The following is a 19,381-nucleotide window of genomic DNA, read 5'->3' as shown; positions in this document are numbered from 1 at the left end:
CGTCTCAGGCACCAGCAGCCATCCGAACGCCAGGAGTCTGACCGATGCCTGAAGCCGTCATCGTCGCCGCCGCCCGCACCCCCATCGGCCGGGCCGGCAAAGGTTCGCTCAAGGACGTGCGCCCGGACGACCTCGCCGTCGCCGCCGTGCGCGCCGCGCTCGAGCAGGTCCCCGCACTCGACCCACGCGAGATCGACGACCTGATGCTCGGCTGCGGACTGCCCGGCGGCGAGTCCGGATTCAACATGGCCCGCGTCGTCGCCACGCTGCTCGGCTACGACTTCCTGCCCGCCACGACGCTGACCCGGTACTGCGCCTCGTCCCTGCAGACCACCCGAATGGCCCTGCACGCGATCAAGGCGGGCGAGGGCGACGTGTTCATCAGCGCCGGCGTGGAATCGGTCTCCAGCTTCGTCCGCGGCAGCTCGGACTCCTGGCCCGACACGCTCAACCCGCTGTTCGGCACCGCCGTCGAGCGCACCGCCCAGCGCGCCGAAGCCGGCGCCGGGACCTGGTCCGACCCGCGCGAGAGCGGCGAGCTGCCGGACATCTACATCGCGATGGGCCAGACCGCCGAGAACCTGGCCCAGATCAAGGGCGTCACCCGCCGCGACATGGACGAATTCGGCGTGCGCTCGCAGAACCTGGCCGAGAAGGCGATCGCCGAGGGCTTCTGGGCCCGCGAGATCACCCCGGTCACTGCGCCCGACGGCACGGTCGTGAGCGCCGACGACGGCCCGCGCGCCGGCGTCACGCTCGAAGCGGTCGAGGCGCTCAAGCCCGTCTTCCGCCCCGACGGCACCGTCACCGCGGGCAACTGCTGCCCCCTCAACGACGGCGCCGCCGCCCTGGTGATCATGTCGGACACGAAGGCCCGCGACCTCGGCCTGACCCCGCTCGCCCGGATCGTCTCGACCGGCGTGACCGCCCTGTCCCCCGAGATCATGGGCCTCGGCCCGGTCGAAGCAAGCAAGCAGGCCCTCCGGCGCGCCGGCATGGAGATCGGCGACATCGACCTCGTCGAGATCAACGAGGCCTTCGCCGCCCAGGTCATCCCGTCCTACCGCGACCTCGGCATCGACCTCGACCGCCTGAACGTCAACGGCGGTGCCATCGCCGTCGGCCACCCCTTCGGCATGACCGGCGCCCGCATCACGACGACGCTGATCAACTCGCTGCGCACGCACGACAAGCAGTTCGGCCTGGAGACCATGTGCGTCGGCGGCGGCCAGGGCATGGCGCTGATCCTGGAGCGGCTGAGCTGAGCCGCGGCCTGCCGTATCTCGCCGTTTACTTCAGCCACCGGATCCGGATCGTCCTTCCGTATCCGGTGGCTGCGTTTTCCCGCGTCTTTCCCGCGATCGGTTCGATCGCCTCGCTCGCCGCTCGCGCTTTGAACGCCCCTCCGCGACGCCCTCCGGCGTCTCTCAACGTCCCTCGCCATCCCGCGCGCCGTTGCCTCAGTACAACCCGCCCGACAGTTCCTCCGCAGCCGTCAGCACGCGCGTCAGCAGCGTCCCCACACCCGTTCGGTCGCAGCGCACCCCCGGCGGCGCCCAGACCGCCGTCGACGCCGACACTTCTCCTGACGCCGATGCCGATGCCGCTCCCGGAGCCGCCGCCGGTCCCAGAGCCAGCCGCGCGCATGCCGCGAGTAGATCGTGCCCGGTGACCCCGATCTGGTCCCCGACCACGAAGGGCCCCTCGTAAGGCAGCGGCCGCCAAGAAGGCGCCGACGGCCGCGAGCGGTCTTCGACGCCCTGCGCCGCCGTCGCGATGAGCACAGCGAGCTCATGCCCCGCCGCCGCGCGCGTGCGCCCGTCCGGCAGCCGGCCGACAAGCTTGGACTCGGGAAGTGAGCGATAAGCCGAGGCCAGCCGGGTAAGTAAAGAGTCGAGTCGCTCGCAGACCGACTCCAGCGTATCCACGTCTTGCACCCATCCAGCCTAATCGACCGGGTATCGCTTTCACCGCCCACCCCACCTCTCGCCACGACCACGCCACCCCCGCCGTCCCAGTCACCCGCCGCGCCGTCGCCGAAGCCCCCGGCCCGCCCCACGACGAGCTCGGCATCGCCCCCGAAACCGGCAGATGAGGAGCCGCGAATCTCCCGTTCACCGCACCCGTCCGCCCCGCGAAACCTCGGAATCCGCCCCGATTCGCCCGGGCTCGGGGGTTGCCACCGAAGCGAAGCTCAGGCACAGTCAAAGTCACGGGCCGGTCACGCCCCCGACAGCCGTCATTTCCCCATCCCGGTAGCCCGGTTCACCCTTGGGAGACGCTTTCATGTCGATGCACCACTCGGACCAAACCCATCGCAACCTGCTCGCCCGCATCCCGCAGGTCACCGGCCGCGCCCTCGCCGACTGGATCCGCGAAGTCGACGCCGGCCCCGGCCTGACCCGCTTCGAGGAGCGCGTCAACTGGCTGCGCTACGAGTTCAACCTCCCCCACAGCTACGCCAGCGCCATCGTCCACGAGCACGACCTGCAAAAGGCGGCCCGAGCCTTCGCCTAGCACCCCGCCGAGCCGGTACGCTGTCCCGACGCACCCCATGCGCCCGGATGGTGGAACGGCAGACACAAGGAGCTTAAACCTCCCAGGCCGCAAGGCCGTGCGGGTTCGAATCCCGCTCCGGGCACGGCCCCTGAGCTGCAGCCCGTGAATCAATCTGCTTATTCGTAGTGATCAAAAACGGGCCCATGGTCTCAACTACGTCCACAGAGCCCGTTCCATGCGCGCGGCGGCGTCCTGAGTGAGCCGGGTCGTCACGTGCGTATAGCGCTTCGTCACGGCCAAGGTGGAATGGCCGAGGATCTCTTGGACGACGCTGATATCGACGCCCTGTTCGAGCAGCAGTGTCGCCGCAGTGTGGCGCGCGTCGTGGAGCCGCGCGTCTCGGACGCCTGCAGCCTTGATAAGCCACTTCCAGTCCGCCCAGTCGTCGCGCGGCTCCATCGGCTTGCCCAGGGAGTTGGGGAAGCACAGATCCCAGTCCTCCCACGCCTCGCCGGCCGCCTCCCGCTGCTTCTTCTGCTTGCGCCAGTGCGCTCTGAGCTCACGGACCAGCGGTGCGGGCAGCGCCAGCGTGCGCGCCTTCGCGCCCCTCGGCTCCTTGAACTTGAACGCCCACGCCCCGCCAAGCCCCTTCGGGCAGTGCTGCGCGTGGAACTGGCAGCCGTCCCGACACGGACCGGGCAGCGCTTCTTGTGCCGCTTGTAGGGCGTGGCACGGGCCTTCTTGTGCCACTTCACACCGCACGCGCGCGGGTCGTCGCACCCATGCCGATAGCGCGTCCGCCCGACCTGATAGACGCGCATCGGGAGATCGAGAATCCGCCGAGCGCCTTCCTGGCTGAGCGGCTCGATCTCCAGTCCCGATACACCGGCCGCTTGATGAGTGTCGCAACGTTCCGTGCGACCCGTCCACGTCGGACGGCCATTTTGAGCGCGTCAATCGAGCCGGTCACGTCCGAGCCGCGGAATGATCCACCGCCGGCAGCTCGTCGCGGGTGCACAACCGTGAACTCGGCCGGAAGCTGCTTGGGCACCCCGCTGGTGCGCGGGGTGCCCAAGCAGCTGATCCAGACGACGAACTACGGGGTGACCGTCCCCCGCTGCAGCGGGGTGATGACTGGCCTGCCGCAGTCGTCGGTCAGCGTGCCTACTGTCCTCGTGGTGCCTGAGTAGGGGGCCGCCACGGCGACCGAACTCACGCCGGCATGATCGCACGTTCCGCCGCTGGAGTCGCTGTCCCAGGACAGGATGGCCGAGGCGGTGGCGCCGGGAGCCAGGGTGAGCTGGCTGTCGGAGTAGACCTTCGAGTCGTTGGGATCCGCAAGCCCGTCCTCTGCGGTGTCCACGACCTTGCCCGAGGCATTCACCAGGGAGACTCTCGCGTATCCCTCCACCGTGCAGGCAGAACCGCTCGTGTTGGTCAGAACGAGGACGCGGTAGGGAGCACCGTTCGAGCTGTACTTGCCGCTCGGTCCGTAGGCCACGCTGACCTTGCCCGTGCCGCACACGGGGGCGCTACCGGTGTGAAGGCTTCCGCCGAGGCCCGCATCGATGTCCTGGAGCAGAGTCGTGTCGAGAGATCCGAAAGCGACGGTGGAGACGTATGCGGACTTGCTGAAGTTCACCGCCAGGTCCACGGCCGCGATTACGTTGCCCTGCCGGACGAAGCAGACATGGTCCAGCGATCCGCCACCCTTGGGGTTGTTGGCGGGCGTGACGACGTTCGACCAGCACTGGTCGGCGTTGGCGTGAGTCGTCTGGGTGGTGGCTCCGGTCTGGTCGCCACCCGTCGTCGGGTTCACTTTGGTCTCCGCTGTGGCGCAGGCGGAGAACTGTGCCTGGATCTCGTTCCAGGCGGAATCCGCGGACGTCGCGTCCGGATAGAAGTACACCAGGTGGGTCATGCCGGCCGCGATGGCAGTGTCGGCGTCATTCAGAAAGGCGTTGTTGTCGTAGCCCGTGTAGTACTCGTACTCGGTGGCGGTCAATCCGCTGGACAGGCTTCGGACCTCGCACCCGTCTCCGAAGAAGTTCTCGTTGTCGGAGCCGGCGTCGGAGGACTTCACTTCCGCGACGTACCCACCGATCCACGGGCCGTTCAGCTCGGTCACGGGCTCCCACCTGATCGACGAGGAGGCCCACGGCGCGTCAGAGGGGTCGAACCAGTTGCCCGCCTCGTAGACCCCGGGGGTCAGCGACGAGACAGAGTTCGAGCTCGTCGCGCTGCTTGAGCCGGTGCTGGGGCCCGCGGTCGGCGTGGCCGTGGTAGCCGTGGCGCTCGGCCGGGGCGACGCGGGCGCCGAGGTGACCGGGGTGATCGAGGTGCCGTTGTGCGCGGTCGGGGCCGGGTTTCCGCTGACGCTGCCCAGGTTCGCGGCGGCGATGCCGCCGGCGCCGCCGAGCAGTGCGAGGGAGAGCGTGGAAGCGGCCAGGCGCTGGCGGTTGCGGCGCTGCTTGGCCCGCTTGCGGGCGAGATCCGGCCCCGGCGCGGAGCTCGCGGAGGCCCGCTCCACCAGGCCGTCCACGAAGTCATCGAAACGCTCAGACATGGGGAGCACCCTCCTTACGGGACGTGCGCTTGGGGTCGGTCTTGCGGCTGACGGCTGGGGCCGAGGTGGAAGCGGTGCGCGACGTCGCGGCGGCGATGGCCGTCTCCGCGAATTCGGACAGGTGCGGGGCCAGGGCTTTGCGCCCTCGGGCGAGGCGCGACTTGACCGTGCCCGCGGGCACCCCGATCTCCCGGCTGATCTCCTCGACCGAGCGGTCGAGGAAGTGGAAGAGCACGATGACCTGCCGCTGGTCGGCCGGGATCTGACGCAGTGCGATGATGATGGCGAGGCGGTCCGGGCTCAATCCCGCGTCACCGTCGGGTTTCGCCCCACGCTTGTGGGCGCTGAATCTGTTGACCGTCTTGCGCCAGTTGGAGACCGAGACGCGGAATGCGACGCCGCGCACCCACGTCTCCATGTCCTCGTATTGGCTTATCTTGCTCCAGTTCTGCCAAGCTCGCGCGTAGGCTTCCTGCACCGAGTCCTCTGCCTCGGTGAGGCTTCCCGTCATCGCGAACACCTGGCCGACCACACGGTGGAACGTCCCGTGATAGAACTCGTCAAAGTCGAGCCCTGCGGCCACTTCCGCCCCCTCTGACCCTTGTTTCTCCAGCACCCCAGCGGTCGCTGTCCGGAGTATCACGCGTGACCCGTGGGTCCGGTTCCCCGGACTCTGAGACTTTTTTTGGAGAGGTCGGCGACGGCTCACGGCGGCGGTGGCCACGGCGCGACGACATGTCCGGCGCGGTGCGCGCGCACGAATCGATCCGCTCGCGGAAATGCGGTGGAGGGTGCGATGCCCCGACTACTTCGCAGAATTCTGCAGCGCTTGCGCGACCCCGTCGTCCTGCGGCCCGAGGAACTTCGGATCCGGCTGGATCGTGGCCTGGTAGACGGCGTTGAACGACGCCGCCACCTCACGCAGGTTGTCCTGGATCCACTGGCTCTCAGGACCCTCACTCAGCCCGTTCGGGTCGCCCACGCCGTACGCTTCGATGCCGGCGGCGCGGCAGAGGTACGCGGCGCGGGGGACGTGGAAGCCTTGGCTGATCAGGATTGCGTGGTCGACGCCGAAAATCCGCTTGGCTCGGTCGCAGCTTTCCCAGGTGTCGAAGCCGGCGTAGTCGAGCACGATGACATCGGACGGGACGCCGTGCGCTTCGAGGTAGTCGCGCATCGCCTTCGGCTCGTTGTACGTCGGCGTCGAGTTGTCGCCAGTGACGAGGAAGACCTTGAATTTGCCCGCGTGCCACAGCTGCAGTGCGAGGTTCAGGCGACCGGTCAGGTAGCCGGTGGGCTGGTCGCCTTGCACGCCCGCGCCGAAGACGATGCCGACCGGTTCCACGGGCACGTCCGCCGCCGAGTAGACGTACGTGTCGGCCACGGCTCGGACGTAGACGATCGGGACGAACAGCAGGATCGTCGCGATCGACAGCGCTTGGAACGAGCGGCGCCGGCCGGGGAGTGTACGAAGGCTGAATGCCTTCGCGAACGCCTTGCTGCCGCGCCGGAAAAACCTCCGGACAACACCAAGCCCCGTTCGCAGGGAACGGGGCGTTGGCATGATGCCCAGCATAACAGGGCGGTGACTCAGGCGGCGACGGGCGCCTTCTCCTCGGTCTTCGCCGGGGCGACGGCGGCCGGGGCGGGGACGGCCACCTCGGTGAACTCGCCGCGCGGGCTCTCGAACGCGGTCAGGGACACGGCCTCACGACGGAAGAAGCCGGCCAGCGCCCAGTCCATGCACACCCGCACCTTGCGGTTGAAGGTGGGGACCCGGCTGACGTGGTAGGCCCGGTGCATGAACCAGGCCGGCCAGCCGCGCAGCTTCGTGCCGTAGACGTTCGCCACGCCCTTGCCGATGCCGAGGCCGGCCACGGAGCCGACGTGCTTGTGCACGTAGTCCTGGACGGGCTTGCCGCGCAGCGCCGCGACGATGTTCTCCGCGAGCACCTTGGCCTGCCGCACCGCGTGCTGCGCGGACGGGGAGCACCAGTTGCCGGCGCCCTTGGACAGGTCGGGCACCTGGGCGCAGTCGCCGGCGGCCCAGACGTACTCGGTGCCGGTCACGCGCAGGTTCGCCTGGGCGTCCACGTGGCCCTTCGGGCCGAGCGGGATGCCGAGGCTGCTGACGACCGGGTTCGGCTTGACGCCCGCGGTCCACACGATGGTGGAGGCGTCCACCTCGGTGCCGTCGGAGAGCACCACGTGCTTGTCCACGCAGGAGTTGAGGAAGGTCTTCATCTTGACCTGGATGCCGCGCTTGCGCAGCTCCTCCGCGGTCCACACGCCGAGCTCGGGGCCGACCTCGGGCAGGATCCGGTCCGCGGCCTCGACCAGCAGGAAGCGCAGGTCTTCGGGTTCGACGTGGTTGTACCACTTGCACACGTCGCGGGCCATGTCCTCCATCTCGGCGATGGCCTCGACGCCGGCGAAACCGCCGCCGACGAAGACGAACGTCAGCGCCTTACGACGCAGCGCCTCGTCCTTGATGGAGTCGGCGAGGTCGATCTGGCCGATGATGTGGTTGCGGAGGCTGATGGCCTCCTCGACCTGCTTGAAGCCGATGCCGTTCTCGGCCAGGCCCGGGATCGGCAGCGTGCGCGGCACGGAGCCGACGGCGACCACGAGCTGGTCGAAGCCGAGGTCGTAGGGCTCGCCGGCGTTCGGCTCGATCCGCGCGGTGCGGCGGGTGTGGTCCACGGAGACCACCTTGCCGGTCACGACCTCCGCGTTCGGGCCCTTGATGACCCGGCGCAGCGGCGCGACGATGTTGCGCGGCGCGATGGAGCCGGCCGCGGCCTCGGGCAGGAACGGCTGGTAGGTCATGTAGGAGCGGGGGTCGACGACCGTGACGATCGCCTCGCCGCGCTTGAGGTTCTTGAGGATCCGCTGCGCCGTGTACATACCGACGTAACCACCGCCGATGACGAGGATGCGCGGCGGGATGTTGGCCGGGGATACGGGGGCAGGGGTGCGCACTGCTGCTTCTGTGGTCATAGTGGGCTCGCTCACTCGTTCTCTCGACGCGTCCTACTGCTTCTTCGGTCGCTCGACTTCGAGCGGCTGTGGCCTTGCATGCGTTCCTCGACGCACAGCCACGGCGTTGGGGCAGATAGTCGCGGAGGAGGTGCCTACCGGACACCTCGGTGTAACGAACTTCTCGCTTACCTCTTGATTATACGAGCAACGCGGGACCGACACGACACCCCGGTGCGCCGCGGATTCTTGACACGGTGCCAGATCGTCACCCTGTAGGCCTCAACCGCCTACGCAGGGAGACCGGGCGGTTACCGGCCTTCATTCTCTGTCGGTGGCGGCCGTTACTGTGAAGAGCATGGGGACTACGCTCACCGCCGCGGAGGCCCGCCGCGCCGCGCTGCATGCTCAAGGCCTGATCGGAGCGCCACGTTCACGCAGCGTGCCTGCTCTGCTACGTAAACTCGGGGCGATTCAGCTCGACACGATCTCGGTGCTGGCCCGCTCGCAGGAGCTTGTGCCGTTCGCCCGGCTCGGGGCGGTCGGCCGTTCGGTGGTGCACCAGGCCTTCTGGGAGCCGCGCGGGCCGGGTTCCGCGCGGGCCTTCGAGTACTGGGCCCACGCGGCTTGCGTCCTACCTGCGGAGGATTGGCCCCTTTTCGCCTTCCGCCGGAAATCGTATCGAAACCGTAACGATACGTGGGGCATGGCGCCGCGGTCGGAGTCGGTCCGGAGCGTGTTGTCGCGGCTGGCCGTGGACGGCCCGCTGACCACCAACGAACTCGGCGGAGCGCGCAAGACGCCGGGCTGGTGGGACTGGTCCGAGGCGAAGCAGGCGGTTGAATTCCTGCTCGCCTGCGGTGAGGTCGTCTGCGTGGAGCGGCGCGGCTGGCGCCGGGTGTACGACCTGCCGGAACGTGCGTTGCCGGCGGAGTCACTGCATGACGAGCTGACGGATCGGCAGTGCCACGTTGAGCTGGTCACGCGGGCCGGCCGGGCGTTGGGCGTGGCCACGCGCGCGGACCTGCTCGACTACTACCGCCTGACGAACGTCGCGGGCTTCCCCGATGTGGCGTACGAGGCGGGGCTCGAGCCGGTGGCGGTGGAGGGTTGGGGCCAGCCGGCCTGGGCCGCGCCCACGGCGCTGGAGTTCCTGGCTTCCGGCGGGCGCGGGCGTCACCGTACGACACTGCTCTCCCCCTTCGATTCGCTGATCTGGGAGCGGGCGCGGACGGAGCGGATGTTCGGGCTGAGCCACCGGTTGGAGGCCTACGTGCCGAAGGCCAAACGGGTGCACGGGTATTACGCCATGCCGCTGTTGCACGGCGGCGAGCTGCTCGGCCGGGTCGATCCGGCGCGTGAGCGGGCCCCTGGGGGCGAGGTTCTGATCGCTCGCCAGGTCTCGCTCGAGAAGGCTCGCGCGGTGGAGCCGATGGCCACGGCGTTGCGGGAGGCGGCGGCGTGGGTCGGCTGCGCGGGGATCCGGGTGGAGAGCGTGGTGCCGGAAACACTCGCGGTACCGTTACGGAGAGCCGTCGGTGCCGTCGAACAGCCATAATGAGTCTGTGACCGCCGCAGCGAACACCCCGCATCGGACCCGGATGACTGGGAAGGAGCGCCGCGAGCAGCTGCTGGAGATCGGCCGGTCGCTGTTCGCCGAGCGTGGCTTCGACGCGACGAGCGTGGAGGAGATCGCGGCGAAGGCCGGCGTGTCCAAACCGGTGGTCTATGAGCACTTCGGCGGCAAGGAAGGCCTCTACGCGGTCGTGGTGGACCGCGAGATGCGCACGCTGCTGGACATGGTGACGTCCGCGCTGACGGGCGGGCATCCGCGCGAGCTGCTCGAGCAGGCGGCCTTCGCGCTGCTCGACTATGTGGAGACGTACAGCGACGGCTTCCGGATCCTGGTGCGCGACTCGCCCGTGGCGGCCTCGACGGGCAACTTCGCCTCGCTGATCAGCGACATCGCGACGCAGGTCGAGGGGATCATGGCGACCGAGTTCCGGCGCCGCGCGTACGATCCCGAGTTCGGCGCGATGTACTCGCAGATGCTGGTCGGCATGGTGGCGCTGACCGGCCAGTGGTGGCTCGACGCGCAGCATCCGAGCAAGGACGAGGTGGCCGCGCACATGGTGAATCTCGCCTGGAACGGCCTGTCCGGGCTGGAGCACACGCCCCGGCTGATGACGCGGCGCGGCAACGGCCCGGGCCCGCGCGTCCCGCGTGGTGCTGCGGCCGCGCAGGCCAGGGCGCAGGCCGGCGGCACGCAGGGCCGTCAGGGTGACGCAGGGGCCTGAGCGCCGGTCGCAGGGCGCAGGTTCAGGGCCCGATGCGCACACACCCGCCCGGGTCGGCAGCCGGCAGCCGGCAGCCGGCAGCTCGCGCGGGCGGATCAGCGTTCCGGTTACCCGCGGTCGCGAGCGGGCACGACTGCTTACGAGTGGGCCTCTGATCGCGAGCTGACCTGGTGCCAGATGCCTGCTGCGGATGCTGGGCCGACGGCGGTGGGCCGCTCGGTGGGAGACTTGACGTCAAGATACTTGGCGTAGAGCTTCTTGATAGACTGGGCGGATGAGCGCGGAGTCGAACGAGGCGGGTGGGCGCCCGGGCGGCGCGTCGGACGAAGAGGCCTCCGCCGGTTCGCGGCGGGACGAGGTGGACCGCCTCGTCTCAGCGTGGCGGCATGAGCGGCCCGATCTCGACGTGAGCCCGCTCGAGGTGCTGAGCCGAGTGACCCGCCTGGCCCGGCACCTGGACCGCGCCCGCCGCACCGCTTTCGCGGAGCGAGGGCTCGAGACCTGGGAGTTCGACGTGCTTTCGGCGCTGCGTCGGGCCGGCACGCCGTATCAGCTCTCCCCCGGCCAGCTGCTCACCCAGACGCTGGTCACCTCCGGCACCATGACCAACCGGATCGACCGGCTCACGGCCAAGGGCCTCGTCGTGCGCGGCCCGGATCCGAGCGACCGGCGCGGGGTTCTGGTGCGGCTGACCGACTCCGGGCGCGAGGTGGCCGACGCGGCGCTGACCAGCCTGCTCAAGAACGAACGGGAACTGCTCGCCGCGCTCTCCGACCAGCGGCTGGGCGAGCTGGCCGATCTGCTGCGCGAGTTGACCATCCAGTTCGAGTACGAATAAGCCCGGGTACCGGCTCGATCGCCCGTTTCCCCGGGCTTTCCGAGCCCTTCCCGGCGAGGCTACCCGCGCGTAACATTCCCGCCATGAATCGTCGAACCTTGCGGTCAATGGTGATCGCCTGCGCGTTGGCGGCCGTCGGCACAGTCGCGGGAACCGGGGCCGCCGATGCGTCCTCCGTCTCCGCGAAGGGCTTCGGCTCGACCCCTTCGGCGCACCACGGGCAGCCCGCCGCGTCGAAGTACGACTACTACCTCGCCCTCGGCGACTCGTTGGCGTGGGGCTACCAGCCGAATGCGACCGGCGCCGGCATCAAATCCGGGCACGGATACGCCGACGACCTGGCGGCCTACCTGCGCTCGCAGAACGACCGACAGCTGCGGTACGTCAACCTCTCCTGCCCCGGTGAGAACACCGGGACGATGATCAACGGTTCCTGCCCCGACCTCGCCGGCAGCGGCCAGAAGTACTCCGCGCAGCTCGCTGCCGCGGTTTCGTTCCTCAAGGCCCACCCGCACTCCCGGATCCTCGTCACGCTCGACATCGGCGCCAACAACGTCGACGGCTGCCTTTCCGCAAGCGGCATCAGCGAGAGTTGTGTCGAGCAGGGCCTGGCCGCGGCCGGCACCGACGTGCCCACGATCCTCGCCCAGCTCAAGGCCGCGGCCGGCAAGCAGGTGACGTTCATCGGGATGAACTACTACGACCCCTTCCTCGCCGAATGGCTGACCGGCGCGGCCGGCCAGACGCTCGCGCAGGAATCGGTCGGTCTTTCCACCACGTTCAACGGCATCCTCGACACCGCCTTCAGCGCGTACGGCGTCAAGGTCGCGGACGTCGCCGACGCGTTCAAGACTGCGGACTTCGCGGACACCACCAAGCTGAACGGGACGACCGTGCCGGTCAACGTGGCGGACATCTGCAACTGGACTTGGATGTGCGCGCCGTCCCCGGTCGGGCCGAACATCCACGCCAATGACACGGGCTATCGCGTTATCGCGCGAGCCTTCGAAGCGCAGCTTCCTGCTCGTCACTGGCACTGGTGAGATAACGGGGCGGGCTCGCCGGCTTCCCTGCATCACGGGGCAGGAGGGCGCGATGGATTCCATCGCGCCCTCCTGCCTTCTTGGCGGAGCTGCGCACGCAGTGTGTTCTTTGTGATCACTACCCTGGCTGCCTGCGGATGCGAGAACGACCGGTGACTCCGAAAATCGGATCACGGATCACGGATCGCCGCGGCCCCCGAACTTGTCCGAACGGAGCCGGTAGTGAGCGCGGAGAGCAACATCGAGACCATCAAGGCTGTCTACGCCGCTTTCGGCAAAGGTGACATGTCCGGCATCCTCGAAGTGCTGAGCGACGACATCGATTGGGCTACCGAAGCGGCGTCCACCGCTGCACCCTGGTACGGCGTGCGGCATGGCAAGCAGCAGGTTGCCGCGTTTTTCAGCGAATTCAGCCGCACCATGCGGACGGACGAATTCACTCTGCTGGCCTACACCGCAAGCGGCGACGATGTGATGACAGTCGTACGCCACCGAAGCCACAGCATCGTCACCGGCCGCAGCGTGGACATGAACCAGCACCACTGGTTCACCTTCAACAACGGCAAGATCACCCACCACCGCGCCAGCGAGGACACGGCTCAGGTGGAGGCAGCGCTCCGAAGCTAGGAGCCAGGTCGCCGCTTGCGCGGCAGAACCTGCACTCCTGGAGTTTCCGGAACCCCCGGCACTAAAGAGCTTGCGCGAGCGTCCGGAACGTCGGAATGCTCGCGTCCAGGCCGCTTAGATTCACGATCCGCCCCACGATGCCGTCGGGTTCGACGACCATGCGCACGCGAATCCCTCGCCGGGCGCAGGCCGTGGCGAAGTCCTGCACGGCGTGGACGGCCGAGACACCGAGGAACGTGACCGCTGTCAGGTCGAGCACGATCAGGTCAGGCGGCGGCATGGCGATAGCGGCCTGCAATAGCGCGTCGTTCGCCGACGCCGCAGTCGAAAGGTCGACGTCGCCGCGTATTCCCCGAATCGTCCATGAGGCCGGCACCACCGGCTTCCCGGCAGCGAGCACAGAGCACTTACCTGTAGTTGGATCGGCTGATGGACTCAACGCACCCACTCCATGTGCCCGCCGAAGTCGATACCTACCTCGCTGCGCTGGATGAAGTGGTGCCGCCCTCCGCGGTCGCCGGCGTCTATCTGGTCGGATCGACGGCGCTGGGCGACTACCGCCCTGGCCAGAGCGATCTCGACATGCTGACGTTGACCCGGCATCCTCTGTCCGACATCGAACTCGACGCGTTGGACCGGATGCACCAGTCGCTCGAGAAGGGCGCGCAGCCGCATTTCGACGCCGAGTACGTGCCCCGGGATTGTGTGGGCCTCCTGCCGGAGGAGGACGCGCCAGGGCACGCGCACGTGGTGGACGGACACTTTGCTCGCGGCCCGCACGGTCTGGAGTTCGTGCTCTGGGCGACTCTGGACCAGTGCGGCATCAGGCTTCGCGGTCCTGAGGCAAGGACCTGGAACGCAGCGCCTGACGCGGCCGAACTCCGCGCGTGGAACCTGGGCAACTTGGAGTCCTACTGGCGCCCCAACTTCGGGCAGCGCGTTCGCGACTCGCTCGGAGCGCGTGACCCGGACTCAGGCCTCTCCACCGAGGTCGTCGTATGGATCGCAACCGGACCAGGACGGCTGCACCGGACCATCTCCAGCGGAGAGATCATCTCGAAGACCGCCTCGGCGGACTATTCGGCGGAGATCTTTCCCGCCTATGCACCGATCCTGATGCGGGCCAAGGCCAGCCGTCTCGGCGACGAGTCCGTGGGCTTCGTTGCCCGCGACGGACTCGCGCTCGCCGACTTCGTCGACGAGCTATGCGACGACGCGGCTAGGCTTGCGGCTCGACGGGCGTGAGCGTGGGCTCCTGATCGGCACGGACCGGGAAGTAGCCGTAGAAGACGACGCCTTCGTCGGTCGCGTCGAAGCGGGAGATGACCGTGTCTGCGGGCTCATAGAAGGTGTCACCGACACGCAGCAGCGTCTCCGGCTGGCCCTCGATCTGATAGACGACCGAGCCTTCGACAATGTTCCCGAAGACCGGCCCATTGTGCACATGCGCTCCTGCCACAACTCCCGGCGCCATGGTGATGCGGCGCACCTGCATGCGGCCGGTGTCGAGAGAGGGGTCGAGCGGCACGTCGAGCACGATCGCGCGGCTCACGGGCTGAGTTTGTCGGTCCATGAGAAGGGACCGTACTCGGATCTCTACAAGTGTGACGCGTGTTACATTGGTTGTGGCGATATGCCTAGAGTGCCCTGACATATCGCAGCCCACGCGCTACTCCCTGCGGCCGCGCGCTCCTTCGTGCTGCGGTGTCGAGCGCGGCTCAGTGCGTCGCCAAGGCGATCGCGAGCAGTACCCGCAGAAGCGGGAGCGCCGGCTGTGCCCACAACGAGATCTCGTCGAGCAACACCGCGACGAGCCACTGCGAAGTGTCGGGCGCAGTGGCCCCGGCCGTGAGCGCCGCGGTGTAGCCCGCCGCAGCCAGGAACTCCGGCGAGATTCCGAGATCCCCGGATATCCAGTTCGAGTCCTGCCCGACGGCCGTCGTCACCGAGCCCGCGCCGCGTAGCTGCTCGGCGATCCGCGGGATCGGCTCGATCCACTGCGGCGGCGACGTCGGCAGTATGTCGGCACCGCCGGCGTCTGGGGCCTGCGGGCGCTCGGTCGCCTCGGGAAGTGCGTGCACACCCGACTCCGACGCGGCGCGGTAAACCGCCGAACGCTCCTGGTAGAGCGAGCCACGCGGCGTCTCGCGCCGGTAGACGTACCAGGAGGCTGCGTCGAGCCCTCGGGCCACTTGATCCGTCACCAGCTCGACCCGGTCGGCGGTGGTCGCTCCCGGCGGAAGCTTGTCGAGGCCGGCGAGCGCCTGCCCGAGCAGTGCCTCTATCGAAGCCGACGCGCGGCCGCGGCCCGGCGCCACCGGTATCCCGCGTTGCTGCTGCGGCAGCTCCGGGTCCGGCGGCTGACCGCGCCCGGCGACGACGGGAGAGAGCGAACGCGACCGCTTCGCCCGGTACTGCGCGGCATCCGCGAGGCGGAACAGACCGTCACGCGTCGCCACCCGCCCGATCGGATCACCGGTGGAGGCAACACCGCAGGCCATTCCCTCGCCGCCGCGTACGGTCAGGGCGCGGAGACAGAGGTCTTCCGCCGCGGCCACCGCGTCGTCCGCGGTGTACCCCTCGATCAGCAGGCAGAACTCGTCGCCGCCGAGCCGTGCCGCGAGCGAACGCGGCAGCCGGGACGCGGCGGCCGACACGCAGGAGCCGAGCTCGACGAGCAGTGCGTCGCCGTGATCGTGTCCGTGCTGGTCGTTGATCCGCTTGAGCCCGTTGCCGTCGCACAAGACCAGGGACACGACCGTGCCGTCCGAGTTGTGCCGGTCCATCGCGGCATCGAGCCGGGCGTCGAAGGCTCGGCGATTCGCCAAGCCCGTGAGCTGGTCGGTCAGGGCCAGCCGCTCGATCCGCTCCAACTGTCCGGCACGCGCGAGACCGGCGGCGATCTGCGCGGAAAGCGTCTCGGCATATTCGAGATCGGCTTCGGTGTAGGCGATGCGTCCGGTGATGCGTGCCGCGTAGAGCTCGCCCCACGCACGTCCGCCGAACACGATCGGCGCGATCAACGCGCAAGAACGCCCGCGCCGACGCAGCAGGTCGACACGCTTGGGGTCACCACTGCCGTTCTCGGCGAGCTGTACCCAGGGGCCGAGGTCGTCCTCGCTGAGCAGCACGGTGGGAAAGTCGGAGACGGGATACGTCTCGTCCTCCGGATGAGTGGACTCATCGGACGCGAGGCTGCCGTAGTTGACCAGCACGCGCAGCAGCCCCGTCTCGCGCTCCCAGACCGAGACGGAGACGACGTCCGCGCTGAGCACGCCGTGCGCCTCGGCCGCGGCCGTGCTGACCACATCCGTGGTCGACTGCGCGCCGGCCAGCAACTTGGTGAACCTGGCGAGCGCACGCAGCCGCGCTGCATCGCTATCCGGGGCGACGAGAGCCAGCGAGGCCGGGATGGACACCGACGCTGACGGCGATGACGGGAACGAGGAGGCGGGCAGCTGAATCGGAGGCTGGACCGGCAGCAGCGGCGGTTGCTGTCGCAGTTGCTGCGGCAGGTGCTCCAGCTGGCCGGGCGGCTGCGGCTGCTCCGATACACGCGACTGCGCCGGCTGGAATATGGATCCCTGCGACGACGAGGTGAAGGGCGCCAGCTCCTGCGAGAAGGGCTGCGGCGGCGATGGCGGTGGTATGTCAGGCAGCCCGGGAACGCCAGGCGGAAGGTTCAATCCCTGCAGACCGACAGGAGACTGGTCGGACGTGGGCGGTTGAAGCGTGTGCGGCGGCTGGGCGCCGAAGGCGGCATTCGGAGATTGAGTCGCCCAACTCCCAGAAGGATTATCTGAGTATTGCGAAATACTCAACCGTTGTTGGTCCTGAGGCGTGTCATAAGCAGAGGGGAAATGCGGGTCTGAAGAAACAAACGGGGAGGGAGTGACATGAGAGCCGTAAGGCGCATCGGAATGTCGGGGGACGTGGGGTCCACCACCCAGGGGCGTGAGGTCGCCCGGCGGGTTCTGGGGCTGAGGGGTGTACCGGGCATCCTGGGGCTGGGCCCGGTACTGCGCGCCCAAGGGCTGCTGGGGCCCGGGACCCGGGTAGTCAAAGCGGGGATGGTGCGCGGCGTGACCAGGCGCGGATTCGCGTCCTGGAAACTCGGTCCGAGGATCGGGACCTACGAAGCCAGGCACAGGTTCGTGCGGCGGGTAGTCGGGGCGAAGATGGTGTGCCGGGTAGCCGGGCCCGGGCCCGGGGTCGGGTCCCCGGTACTCGGGCCGCGGGTCGTGGCCCGCAAAACCGGGTTGGAGCTCGCGTCCCGGGTAGTCAGGGCGAAATTCGCGGCCGGCAAAGCCAGGCCAGGGCTCGCCTCCTGCATCCACGGGGCGAGGTTCGAGGCCGCCCGCAAAGCCAGGCGCGGGCTCGACTCCCGGGTACGCGGGGCGAGGAGGGTCGGCCGCGAAGCCGGGCCCACGCTCGCTTCCCGCTTCCACAGGGCGAGGTTCGGGGCCCGCGACACCTGGCCCGGGTTCGCGTCCTGGGTAGTTCGCGCCAGGAAGGCCTCCGGCGTAGCCAGATCCGGGTTCGTAGACGGGGAACTCCGGGCGAGGCAGGGGCATAGCGCCTTGATCCGGCGGACGGTACTGCGCACCTGGAGGCTCAGCTCCACGCCGCGGATCCGGCGGCTGCAGGTACGGCTGCGGCTGCGGCCAAAACGCTGGGGCGGCCGGCCTCTGCAGTCCATCCGCACCATCGGCGGTCTGCGCCTCCGGAAAGGGAGGAGGCAACGGCTGGCTGTACGCGGACAGCTGAGGATTGTAAGGGGGCAACGGCGGCTGCAGGGCGAACGGAGGCCGCAGCGACGCATCGTCGAAGTTCAGCGGCGGGTGGGGGGCGAAGACTTGGTGCGCGTGCGAGGTGGATCCGAAAGGCGGTGGCGTGGCCGGCGCGCCTGGCAGGGCCGACGCACCATTCGGTGCTGCCGCGTCTTGCCCGCCCGCCGGCATGGGTCTGTACTGATCGGCGTCGCCCTCGCGTGGATCGTTCTGGCCTGTATCGCGCAACTCTGCATCCCGCGCCTCAAGTCCGCGCTGTCCGGAATCACGTCGGCTGACTGCATACTGCCCAGTATCACCATAGCCAGCCTGACGCTGGCCCGCGTCACCATTGGCAAACTCTCTACCTTGAATCCCATAACCGGGCTCACGCCAGCCGGATTCGATTCCCGCCGACAGAAGCCGTCCAAGATCGGACTCGGTTGGGTGGTGATGCTCAAGACGGCCGTCGCTGGCACGCTGCTGATGTGGATCGCCGCTGTTCGGCTCGCGCGGACCTGGGTCGGCCCAGACCGGCGGACGCTCGCTCTCGACCTGGTCGCCATGTGCCGACTGAGATCCGCTGGGATCGCCAGGGCCTGGTTGACGCTGTCCCGAGTTGCGGGAGTCTGGCTCGTACAGTCCCAGACCTCGACGACTGATTCCCTGATCCTTCGCGTCGGGTATGCGGACGTCGAAGCGGACGGTGTCGAACACGCTCGCATCCAGCTGCCCTGCCCCCGCGGATCCATATACGGGTTCCCGACGGGCTGCGTCACGCGCGCTCGCGTCGCGACCAGCGTCCCGCTGATCTGTGACGGCCGGCTCGGTGGCAGTAAGGCGGCGTTCCATCTCGCGCCGACCGACCTCGAAGTGGTCCATCTCGCGTGGGTCCGCAGCTCGTTGATTGCCGACGTCATGACCGTGCTGACGCGGCAACACCTGTCGTATTCGAGGGGCCGGCGAGGCCCCGCCTCGCGGTCCCGACTCTCGCGGTCCCGACTCTCGCGGTCCCGACTCTCGCGGTCCCGACTCTCGCGGTCCCGACTCTCGCGGTCCCGACTCTCGCGGTCCCGACTCTCGCGGTCCCGACTCTCGCGGTCCCGACTCTCGCGGTCCCGACTCTCGCGGTCCCGACTCTCGCGGTCCCGACTCTCGCGGTCCCGACTCTCGCGGTCCCGACTCTCGCGGTCCCGACTCTCGCGGTTCTTGTTCCCGTGGGCTGGGCTTCCACAGATCGGCATCGCGCGATCCTGCGTCACGCCGTCTGGGGTCTCCGGCAGACCACGAAGGCACGGCGCGCTCGGGCCTCGGCACGCCCTGGTCGCCCAGAGCACTGCCCCGCCCCTCGGTATCGCCGCGGCCCGACCGGTTCACCCGCCCGCCCCTGCCTTCCGCGCTCGGCCACCACCGAGCACGCTAGGTCTTTCACATCCCGCGCGCCGCCGGGCAGATCGCCCTGCCGCGCACCCCACCGCTCATCCCGGCTTTCTCGCGACGCCCGGGTGCGGCAACACGTCCTCAATTCTGCGCGTCCGCGATGGACCGCTCACGTCACTCGGAGTGTGAGCTCTGTTACACCTACGATACGGCACCGTCCGCCTTGATCGTCACCGGCCCTGCGGTCGCGCGGCGGCAACGCATGTGCGGAGGACATCAGAGGTCGAATAGTTCCAGGTCGGGGTCGCTCGGCTGGACAGACAGCGCGGCCAGCCAAACAGCCGGAGAGCACGCGCGGGAAGATCGCACGTCTTTGCGAGAAG

Annotated in this window: 19 protein-coding genes and 1 tRNA gene; 10 read left to right on the top strand and 10 right to left on the bottom strand. The window is 68.8% G+C overall.

Annotated features, from left to right (window positions below):
- Positions 1-44: 44 nt before the first annotated feature.
- Positions 45-1,265: an acetyl-CoA C-acetyltransferase gene (locus ACTRO_RS30425; protein ID WP_034268575.1), complete on the top strand. Its 1,221-nt coding sequence runs from the start codon at positions 45-47 to the stop codon at positions 1,263-1,265.
- Between the two features lie 195 nt (positions 1,266-1,460).
- Here ACTRO_RS30425 and ACTRO_RS44165 read toward each other — a convergent pair whose 3' ends face one another.
- Complete coding sequence (locus ACTRO_RS44165) at positions 1,461-1,928, bottom strand: hypothetical protein (protein WP_157436547.1); 468 nt, start codon at positions 1,926-1,928, stop codon at positions 1,461-1,463.
- Positions 1,929-2,286: 358 nt separating this feature from the next.
- Between ACTRO_RS44165 and ACTRO_RS30415 the strand changes: the two genes are divergently transcribed.
- On the top strand, positions 2,287-2,517 hold the full coding sequence (locus ACTRO_RS30415) for a DUF4287 domain-containing protein (RefSeq protein ID WP_034268572.1): 231 nt from the start codon (positions 2,287-2,289) through the stop codon (positions 2,515-2,517).
- A gap of 41 nt (positions 2,518-2,558) precedes the next feature.
- A tRNA-Leu gene (locus tag ACTRO_RS30410) sits at positions 2,559-2,641 on the top strand.
- A 71-nt stretch (positions 2,642-2,712) separates the two neighbouring features.
- Here the strand turns inward: ACTRO_RS30410 and ACTRO_RS46220 are convergent.
- The 5 genes from ACTRO_RS46220 to ACTRO_RS30385 all read right to left on the bottom strand — a co-directional run bounded on the left by ACTRO_RS46220 (position 2,713) and on the right by ACTRO_RS30385 (position 8,065).
- Entirely contained in the window at positions 2,713-3,249 is a 537-nt protein-coding gene (locus tag ACTRO_RS46220) for a tyrosine-type recombinase/integrase (RefSeq protein ID WP_051451630.1), read from the bottom strand.
- 346 nt (positions 3,250-3,595) lie between these two features.
- Positions 3,596-5,065 (bottom strand): DUF4232 domain-containing protein, encoded by a 1,470-nt coding sequence (locus ACTRO_RS30400; protein ID WP_034268569.1) that lies wholly within the window; start codon positions 5,063-5,065, stop codon positions 3,596-3,598.
- Positions 5,058-5,648 (bottom strand): SigE family RNA polymerase sigma factor, encoded by a 591-nt coding sequence (locus tag ACTRO_RS30395; RefSeq protein ID WP_063628098.1) that lies wholly within the window; start codon positions 5,646-5,648, stop codon positions 5,058-5,060. The genes ACTRO_RS30400 and ACTRO_RS30395 overlap by 8 nt, the downstream gene beginning before the upstream one ends.
- A 222-nt stretch (positions 5,649-5,870) precedes the next feature.
- Positions 5,871-6,629: a SanA/YdcF family protein gene (locus ACTRO_RS30390; protein WP_084317196.1), complete on the bottom strand. Its 759-nt coding sequence runs from the start codon at positions 6,627-6,629 to the stop codon at positions 5,871-5,873.
- A gap of 26 nt (positions 6,630-6,655) precedes the next feature.
- Positions 6,656-8,065 carry an NAD(P)/FAD-dependent oxidoreductase gene (locus ACTRO_RS30385; RefSeq protein ID WP_051451629.1) on the bottom strand — a complete coding sequence of 470 codons (1,410 nt, stop codon included), beginning with the start codon at positions 8,063-8,065 and terminating at the stop codon, positions 6,656-6,658.
- Positions 8,066-8,402: 337 nt separating this feature from the next.
- Between ACTRO_RS30385 and ACTRO_RS30380 the strand changes: the two genes are divergently transcribed.
- From ACTRO_RS30380 to ACTRO_RS30360, 5 genes are all read left to right on the top strand, one after another.
- Positions 8,403-9,602: a winged helix-turn-helix domain-containing protein gene (locus ACTRO_RS30380; protein ID WP_034268567.1), complete on the top strand. Its 1,200-nt coding sequence runs from the start codon at positions 8,403-8,405 to the stop codon at positions 9,600-9,602.
- 43 nt (positions 9,603-9,645) lie between these two features.
- A complete protein-coding gene (locus ACTRO_RS30375; RefSeq protein WP_084317195.1) occupies positions 9,646-10,341 on the top strand; it encodes a TetR family transcriptional regulator in 696 nt (231 codons plus the stop codon).
- Positions 10,342-10,615: 274 nt separating this feature from the next.
- Positions 10,616-11,179 (top strand): MarR family winged helix-turn-helix transcriptional regulator, encoded by a 564-nt coding sequence (locus ACTRO_RS30370; protein ID WP_084316632.1) that lies wholly within the window; start codon positions 10,616-10,618, stop codon positions 11,177-11,179.
- A gap of 83 nt (positions 11,180-11,262) precedes the next feature.
- Complete coding sequence (locus ACTRO_RS30365; protein ID WP_084316631.1) at positions 11,263-12,222, top strand: SGNH/GDSL hydrolase family protein; 960 nt, start codon at positions 11,263-11,265, stop codon at positions 12,220-12,222.
- Positions 12,223-12,444: 222 nt separating this feature from the next.
- Positions 12,445-12,849, top strand: a complete 405-nt coding sequence (locus tag ACTRO_RS30360) for a nuclear transport factor 2 family protein (RefSeq protein ID WP_034268565.1) — start codon at positions 12,445-12,447, stop codon at positions 12,847-12,849.
- A 61-nt stretch (positions 12,850-12,910) separates the two neighbouring features.
- Here the strand turns inward: ACTRO_RS30360 and ACTRO_RS30355 are convergent, their stop codons facing one another.
- Positions 12,911-13,249, bottom strand: a complete 339-nt coding sequence (locus tag ACTRO_RS30355) for an STAS domain-containing protein (protein WP_169739968.1) — start codon at positions 13,247-13,249, stop codon at positions 12,911-12,913.
- A gap of 29 nt (positions 13,250-13,278) precedes the next feature.
- Between ACTRO_RS30355 and ACTRO_RS30350 the strand changes: the two genes are divergently transcribed.
- Positions 13,279-14,094: a nucleotidyltransferase domain-containing protein gene (locus ACTRO_RS30350; RefSeq protein ID WP_084316630.1), complete on the top strand. Its 816-nt coding sequence runs from the start codon at positions 13,279-13,281 to the stop codon at positions 14,092-14,094.
- Here the strand turns inward: ACTRO_RS30350 and ACTRO_RS30345 are convergent.
- The 3 genes from ACTRO_RS30345 to ACTRO_RS48335 form a co-directional block, all read right to left on the bottom strand.
- Entirely contained in the window at positions 14,069-14,401 is a 333-nt protein-coding gene (locus tag ACTRO_RS30345) for a cupin domain-containing protein (protein ID WP_051451627.1), read from the bottom strand. The two genes, ACTRO_RS30350 and ACTRO_RS30345, sit on opposite strands and share 26 nt — an antisense overlap.
- 166 nt (positions 14,402-14,567) lie before the next feature.
- Positions 14,568-16,268: a GGDEF domain-containing protein gene (locus ACTRO_RS30340; protein ID WP_063628307.1), complete on the bottom strand. Its 1,701-nt coding sequence runs from the start codon at positions 16,266-16,268 to the stop codon at positions 14,568-14,570.
- 713 nt (positions 16,269-16,981) lie between these two features.
- Entirely contained in the window at positions 16,982-17,473 is a 492-nt protein-coding gene (locus tag ACTRO_RS48335) for a hypothetical protein (RefSeq protein ID WP_034268555.1), read from the bottom strand.
- A gap of 598 nt (positions 17,474-18,071) precedes the next feature.
- On the opposite strand from ACTRO_RS48335, the gene ACTRO_RS51540 reads away from it, so the two are divergent.
- A complete protein-coding gene (locus ACTRO_RS51540) occupies positions 18,072-19,187 on the top strand; it encodes a pentapeptide repeat-containing protein (RefSeq protein ID WP_425394892.1) in 1,116 nt (371 codons plus the stop codon).
- The last annotated feature ends 194 nt before the right edge of the window (positions 19,188-19,381 follow it).

This window comes from Actinospica robiniae DSM 44927 (genome assembly GCF_000504285.1).
In the GTDB taxonomy this organism is placed as follows: domain Bacteria; phylum Actinomycetota; class Actinomycetes; order Streptomycetales; family Catenulisporaceae; genus Actinospica; species Actinospica robiniae.
The sequence above is the reverse complement of the archived record's forward strand: the minus strand, read 5'-3'. Positions and strand labels throughout refer to the sequence as shown.